Here is a 5228-nt window from a genome sequence, read left to right on the forward strand (position 1 = left end):
TATGGTAAGGGCTTGGCCAGTGAGTACGTCAAAAACTACTGGCCTATCTACAACGCCGAGACGGCTACTGCTGAGGGCGTCCCACTCCTGCGTTCCACGCTGACACTGGCTTCTCCCGGAAACCATGATATCCGCTCCTCGACGCTGGAAAAGACACCCGATGCGTTTTCTTATTTCTACTACTGGAGCCAGCCACTCAATGGCCCGATGATCGCCAGCACCAAGTTCACCGCGCCACTGGGCAGCACGGATACGAAAGCGTTTCTGGCGGCGGCGGGCGAGCACTACCCGCGCATGACGAATTTCTCGTTCGACTATGGCAACGCGCACTGGACAGTTCTGGATGCTAACGGCTACATGGACTGGACCGATGCCGCGCTGAAACAGTGGGTCGAGAGTGATCTGAAGGCGGCGCAGAAAGCCACGTGGCGCTTTGTCGCGTTTCACCACCCGCCGTTTAACTCCAACAAAGAGCACTTCAACGACCAGTGGATGCGCGTGCTCGCACCGCTCTTTGAGAAGTACGGGGTCTCTGTGGTGTGGTCCGGCCATGTTCATGACTACCAGCGCAGCTATCCTCTGACATTTCTGCCCACAAAGCCACGCGGCGAAAAAGGCGATGTGGAGGGTAGAATCATGCTTGATAAAGTCTATGATGGCGTGAAGAACACCAAGCCCACTGCTCCGATCTATGTTGTCTCCGGCGCGGGCGGCGCGGGACTCTATAAAAATATCGAAAAAGGCAAGCTCCAAGACTTTACCGCCAAGTACATAGACGATACCCACTCACTTACTATCGTTGATCTCACGGATAAAAAGCTCGTCGCCCGGCAAGTCGCCGCCGACGGCAAAGAACTCGATACCTGGACAATAACCAAATGACACCCAACAATCAACAACCCACCGCCCCGCCAACCGGTCCGTTTTCGTTGCCTGTATTGACCTATCCGCCTGCGGCGCTGGAGCCGCATATTGACGCGCAGACCATGCAGATCCACCACGGTAAGCACCACCAGGCCTACATCACTAATCTAAATATGGCGGTTGCCAAGGTCTATGGCCCGAACAGCCGCGTGATGTCTGCGGAGGCACTGCTCAAGAACTTAGCGCGCATTCCGGAGGACAGCCGCATGGCGGTGCGCAATAACGCGGGCGGTCATGCCAATCACACGATCTTCTGGACCCTCATGAAACCAAATGGCGGCGGTGCTCCCACGGGCGCGATCGCCGATGCGATTAAAGGCAGCTTTGGCGACTTTGACAAGTTCAAGGCGGCGTTCGAGGACGCGGGTCTGAAGCGCTTCGGGAGCGGCTGGGTCTGGCTCTCGCTGAAAAAAGGCAAGCTGGAGCTGGCGTCGTTTCCCTACCAGGACACCCCACTGCTTGAGGGCGGCGTCCCGATTCTGGGCAACGATGTCTGGGAGCACGCCTACTACCTCAAGTACCAGAACAAGCGGATTGACTATCTTAAAGCCTGGTGGAATGTGGTGAACTGGGACGAGGTCAATAACCGCCTCAAGATGGCGCGCTAACGATGACACAGCAGGATTTTCAGCAGCTTGCGCTAGAGCGCCTGGCAGATTCCCAGGCGCTTTTGGCAGCGGGACGTTGGGGAGGAGCTTATTATCTTGCTGGCTATTCAGTAGAGTGTGCTCTCAAAGCGTGTATTGCCAAAAAAACACAACAAGGTGATTTTCCCAGTAAAGATGCACCGAAATTTTACACACATAATCTCGTTGAGTTGCTCAGCCACTGCGGTCTTGGAAAGCCAATCGGTAGGGAAAGTGAGTGGGCTATTGTTCGTGATTGGAATGAGCAATCTCGTTATGATCCTCCTAAATCTCAGCAGGATGCTAAAGACATTATTGTGGCGATTACGGATCAGCAGAAAGGAATTTTGTCATGGTTACAGACACAGTGGTGACAATCTCCGAAGAGATGCGCAATGTTGGATGGTTTCTTCTTGATAAACTCAATCTAGCTCAGTTTTCTATTGATGCGATGTTTTGGAGTGATTTTGATGAGGGAGATTTTAGGCTATACTTAGCAACGCCACTGGTTGATAGTTCAGGAACTCTTTTCACCTATGAGCTATTGGGTAAAATTTTTGCGGAGAACCACCTTGATTCTGAGTGGGGTTTTGCTATCTACGAAGTGACCCTGATAGGTCTGAAGCATCCGAAACTGGCGGAGATACGACAGCGCTATGGCTCTGTCCCACCTGATCGCAAATGGGTTCGTCGTGTCTCACTCAGCTCCGGTGGAGCCTACGTTTATTTTTTAAAGTAAGCTAATGGAAACTCTCTTGCCGGTTGTGCTGTTGCTGGTTCTGGGGGGCTTTGGGGCACTGGTTGTGCGCAGTGTCAAGCGGCGCAAGGCGTTTCTTTCAACCGTCACTACGGATAGCACTGAGCTGCCGGATCTACGGACGGAGCTACGGCTCACCGGGACACTGCGGCGGCTCTGGCGCGATCCCCTTGAGGGCTTGCCTCTGGCGGAGCTGGGAGTCGGTAGCCGGCGGTTTGTCTTCTGCACTACAGATCAGGCCCTCCATGGCGAGCGCTACAAAGCTGCGATTGGTAAGACGATTGAGATCGCGCTCTATGGGCTGGCGACCTTGGCTCCGGGCGGGGCGGAGGCCATGCAGGAGCAGCTCCGCGATGCCGATAAAGTGCCCCCCGATACCGTCACTCTGGTGCACGAGGGGCAGCTTGAAAACGACTACGTGGTGATCGGGCGGCTGCTCAGCCAGCGCTCTGATACCTGGGGCGAGCTACCGCTGGCTGTCTACCGCGCTCAGGTGCTACGTACCCCCGACCTGACTTTGGTGCTGGAGCTGGCCGTTCCCTCGCCGCAAGATGCCGCGCCGCTTCCGGAGAACTCCCTGGCGCACGGCTCCGTGCGCCTCTTTGGATACCTACCTTAAATGAACCCACTTTCCCCAACCCATCCGCTCTTTGCATGCACCGCGACACTGCTCGCGCGCACCGATGCTCCACTCCGCCCCAAAGCGCCCTGGCAGCCCGGACTGCTCTTGGGAGTCACTGAGGGCTCCTACAATCTCCGGGCGCTGCTCCACCTGCTCAACGACGATCTCGATGCGGCGCACAAGCTTGTGCAGGTGCATGAGGACGATAGCACGGCTAACTACATCCACCAGCTTGTCCATCGGCGCGAGGGCGACTGGGGCAACACGCGCTACTGGGTGGGAATGACCGGTGCGCACCCGTTCTACGCGGAGCTTGGTCGTACAACGGCCCGTGAGCGTGTGGATAGTTGCCAGCGTGGTGAGCCCGGTGCGGCGGCGCTTGCCTGGGAGGAAATGACCCAGCTACTGGGCTGGATCGTCCGGGAAGGGGGATAGGTCATGGGGCGGCTTTTTGACGATCCGATTGATAGCTTTGTGGAGCAGGAGCGGAGCCTGCTACGAATTCCCGGTCTCTCGATTGCTTTAGTGAGCAAGGGCAAAGTCCTCAAGGCGGCGGGTTATGGCCTGGCGAACCTGGAAACAAAGACACCCGCCACGCCCGAAACGGTGTATCAGCTCGCGTCGGTGACCAAGCAGGTGATTGCCACCTGCATCCTGCTCCTGGAGCAAGAGGCCAAGCTGAGCCTGACCGATCCGATCAGCAAGCACTTGCCCAACACGCCCGCGAGCTGGGAGAAGATCACGCTACGTCACCTGCTCACCCACACATCGGGGCTGGTGACGGATGAGCCGCTGGAGCTAAGCCGCACCTACACGGAGAGCGATGCCATCGCCGCCGCCCGGCCTCTGCCGCTACGTTTTGCGCCCGGGGAGAAGTGGAGCTACTGCAACTTTGGCTACGTGCTTCTGGGTGAGGTGATCCGCCAGATCACACGCCAGCGCTGGGACGAGTTTCTCACTGCCCGCTTTCTTGTGCCGCTGGGGATGAGCGCGACCCGTCGCCACAACCTGCGCACGGTTGTGACGAACCGCGCCGACGGCTACGCGTTTGAATCCGATACCCTGGTCAATGTGGCGTCCTGGAGCCGCGATTTTGCGAGCGGCGGCTTGCTGACCACGGTGCAAGACCTGGCAAAGTGGGATGCGCTACTCCGCAGCGACCCGCTCCTCAAGCCCGAGACCCGTGCCCGCCTTTTTGAACCCGTGATTCTGAGCAACGGCAAACCCCACCCGTACGGCCTAGGCTGGAACCTCTCCGGTGAGCCTGGTAAGCGCATCGCGGAGCACGGGGGGAGCCGCCCTGGCTTCGCGACCCACTTCTGGCGCGAGCTCGACGGCGACCGGGCGGTGATTGTTCTAGCCAACCTCGCCGGTGCCGATGTGGGCCGGATCGCATACGGCATCGCCGCACGCACCTAGCCCCGGAAAGGCCGTGTTTTGGGCAAGAGAAACGCCGCCCGCGCCGCCGCATTCTCCGAGAGGGTGTGGGGATAGAGCCCCTCGATGGCGTACTGCACCTGAATCCGTCGGTCAGTGATGGCTTTGGACTGCACCTCGGCCTCTGAGCGTTTTTGGGTCGCTTTTTGCTGCGCGGCGGCTTGCACACTGTCGGCAGCGGTCCAGTCGGTGAGTGCCTGCGCCGCCTCTTCCTGAAACGCCGCACTGAGGCCCGGCAGAGAGTCGTCGGTCAGGTGCGAAAGAATCCCCGGTGCGTGCTGGGCAAGTAGGGCACGGCTGGCATCGAGGTTGATCCCCATGCCAAAGAGGGCGAGCTTGTGCTTATTTTCCGGGTCACGGGCGTACTTCTGACTCGCAGCGGCCTGAATCCGTCGAATCGTGGCCTTGAGTCGGGCACGTGCCGTGCCCTCCGCTTGCGTGCTCCCCTTCACTTCCTGATCGGCATCGAAAGCAGTATCGAGTGTTGCATGGCACACTGCAATATCGCTGAGAAGCGAGCTGATAAAAACCGCAGAGAGCTGCATCTCGGTCAGTTGTGGGACGAAGGGCTCGCGCTGTGCGGCCTGTGCGATAGTTAGAGCAGTTTGCAAGCTCTTGAGGATGTCGTTATTGAGGGCACCACGCTTGCGTGGCGCGACAGAGGTTAGCGTATCCATTTTTAGTCTCCTTGATCTGCTGAGATCATTCCTTGATATATTGGTAGTACTTATTATCTTGTTGAGAGAGTTCCCGATTTTTTTGATAAGCTTTCTGATTTCACTGATAGTGTTTCAGATTATGCTGACTACAGTTCTGATTTCGATTTTATTGGTCTTTTATGATTTCTTTATGTCCCCTGATT

General features: G+C 57.4%; 8 protein-coding genes. 7 read left to right on the forward strand and 1 reads right to left on the reverse strand.

Translation table 11 applies throughout. The features are described 5' to 3' along the window. The 7 genes from ACH2EH_RS08365 to ACH2EH_RS08395 form a co-directional block, all read left to right on the forward strand. The coding region (locus tag ACH2EH_RS08365; protein WP_395140704.1) for a metallophosphoesterase at positions 1-882 on the forward strand (882 nt) is incomplete at its 5' end. Beyond that, entirely contained in the window at positions 879-1532 is a 654-nt protein-coding gene (locus tag ACH2EH_RS08370; protein WP_395140705.1) for a superoxide dismutase, read from the forward strand. The genes ACH2EH_RS08365 and ACH2EH_RS08370, both read left to right, overlap by 4 nt. Positions 1533-1534: 2 nt before the next feature. Beyond that, entirely contained in the window at positions 1535-1924 is a 390-nt protein-coding gene (locus ACH2EH_RS08375) for a HEPN domain-containing protein (protein ID WP_395140707.1), read from the forward strand. Further along, on the forward strand, positions 1921-2289 hold the full coding sequence (locus ACH2EH_RS08380; RefSeq protein ID WP_395140709.1) for a hypothetical protein: 369 nt from the start codon (positions 1921-1923) through the stop codon (positions 2287-2289). Before ACH2EH_RS08375 ends, ACH2EH_RS08380 begins: the two co-directional genes overlap by 4 nt. A gap of 4 nt (positions 2290-2293) precedes the next feature. Beyond that, positions 2294-2926, forward strand: coding sequence for a hypothetical protein (locus tag ACH2EH_RS08385; protein WP_395140711.1), 633 nt, complete (start codon positions 2294-2296; stop codon positions 2924-2926). After that, on the forward strand, positions 2927-3364 hold the full coding sequence (locus ACH2EH_RS08390) for a hypothetical protein (RefSeq protein WP_395140713.1): 438 nt from the start codon (positions 2927-2929) through the stop codon (positions 3362-3364). It begins immediately after the preceding gene. A gap of 3 nt (positions 3365-3367) precedes the next feature. Further along, on the forward strand, positions 3368-4348 hold the full coding sequence (locus ACH2EH_RS08395; protein WP_395140715.1) for a serine hydrolase domain-containing protein: 981 nt from the start codon (positions 3368-3370) through the stop codon (positions 4346-4348). Here the strand turns inward: ACH2EH_RS08395 and ACH2EH_RS08400 are convergent. Then, complete coding sequence (locus ACH2EH_RS08400) at positions 4345-5043, reverse strand: hypothetical protein (RefSeq protein WP_395140717.1); 699 nt, start codon at positions 5041-5043, stop codon at positions 4345-4347. The genes ACH2EH_RS08395 and ACH2EH_RS08400 overlap by 4 nt on opposite strands. Between the last annotated feature and the right edge of the window lie 185 nt (positions 5044-5228).

Origin of the sequence: Armatimonas sp. (genome assembly GCF_043760365.1) — a bacterium.
In the GTDB taxonomy this organism is placed as follows: Bacteria; Armatimonadota; Armatimonadia; order Armatimonadales; family Armatimonadaceae; genus Armatimonas.

What these genes read in the sequence shown, in the direction of transcription:
- ACH2EH_RS08370 (WP_395140705.1), top strand. Translation starts at nt 879, where the DNA reads ATGACACCCAACAATCAACAACCCACCGCCCCGCCAACCGGTCCGTTT.
- ACH2EH_RS08375 (WP_395140707.1), top strand. Translation starts at nt 1,535, where the DNA reads ATGACACAGCAGGATTTTCAGCAGCTTGCGCTAGAGCGCCTGGCAGAT.
- ACH2EH_RS08395 (WP_395140715.1), top strand. Translation starts at nt 3,368, where the DNA reads ATGGGGCGGCTTTTTGACGATCCGATTGATAGCTTTGTGGAGCAGGAG.
- ACH2EH_RS08385 (WP_395140711.1), top strand. Translation starts at nt 2,294, where the DNA reads ATGGAAACTCTCTTGCCGGTTGTGCTGTTGCTGGTTCTGGGGGGCTTT.
- ACH2EH_RS08390 (WP_395140713.1), top strand. Translation starts at nt 2,927, where the DNA reads ATGAACCCACTTTCCCCAACCCATCCGCTCTTTGCATGCACCGCGACA.
- ACH2EH_RS08400 (WP_395140717.1), bottom strand. Translation starts at nt 5,043, where the DNA reads ATGGATACGCTAACCTCTGTCGCGCCACGCAAGCGTGGTGCCCTCAAT.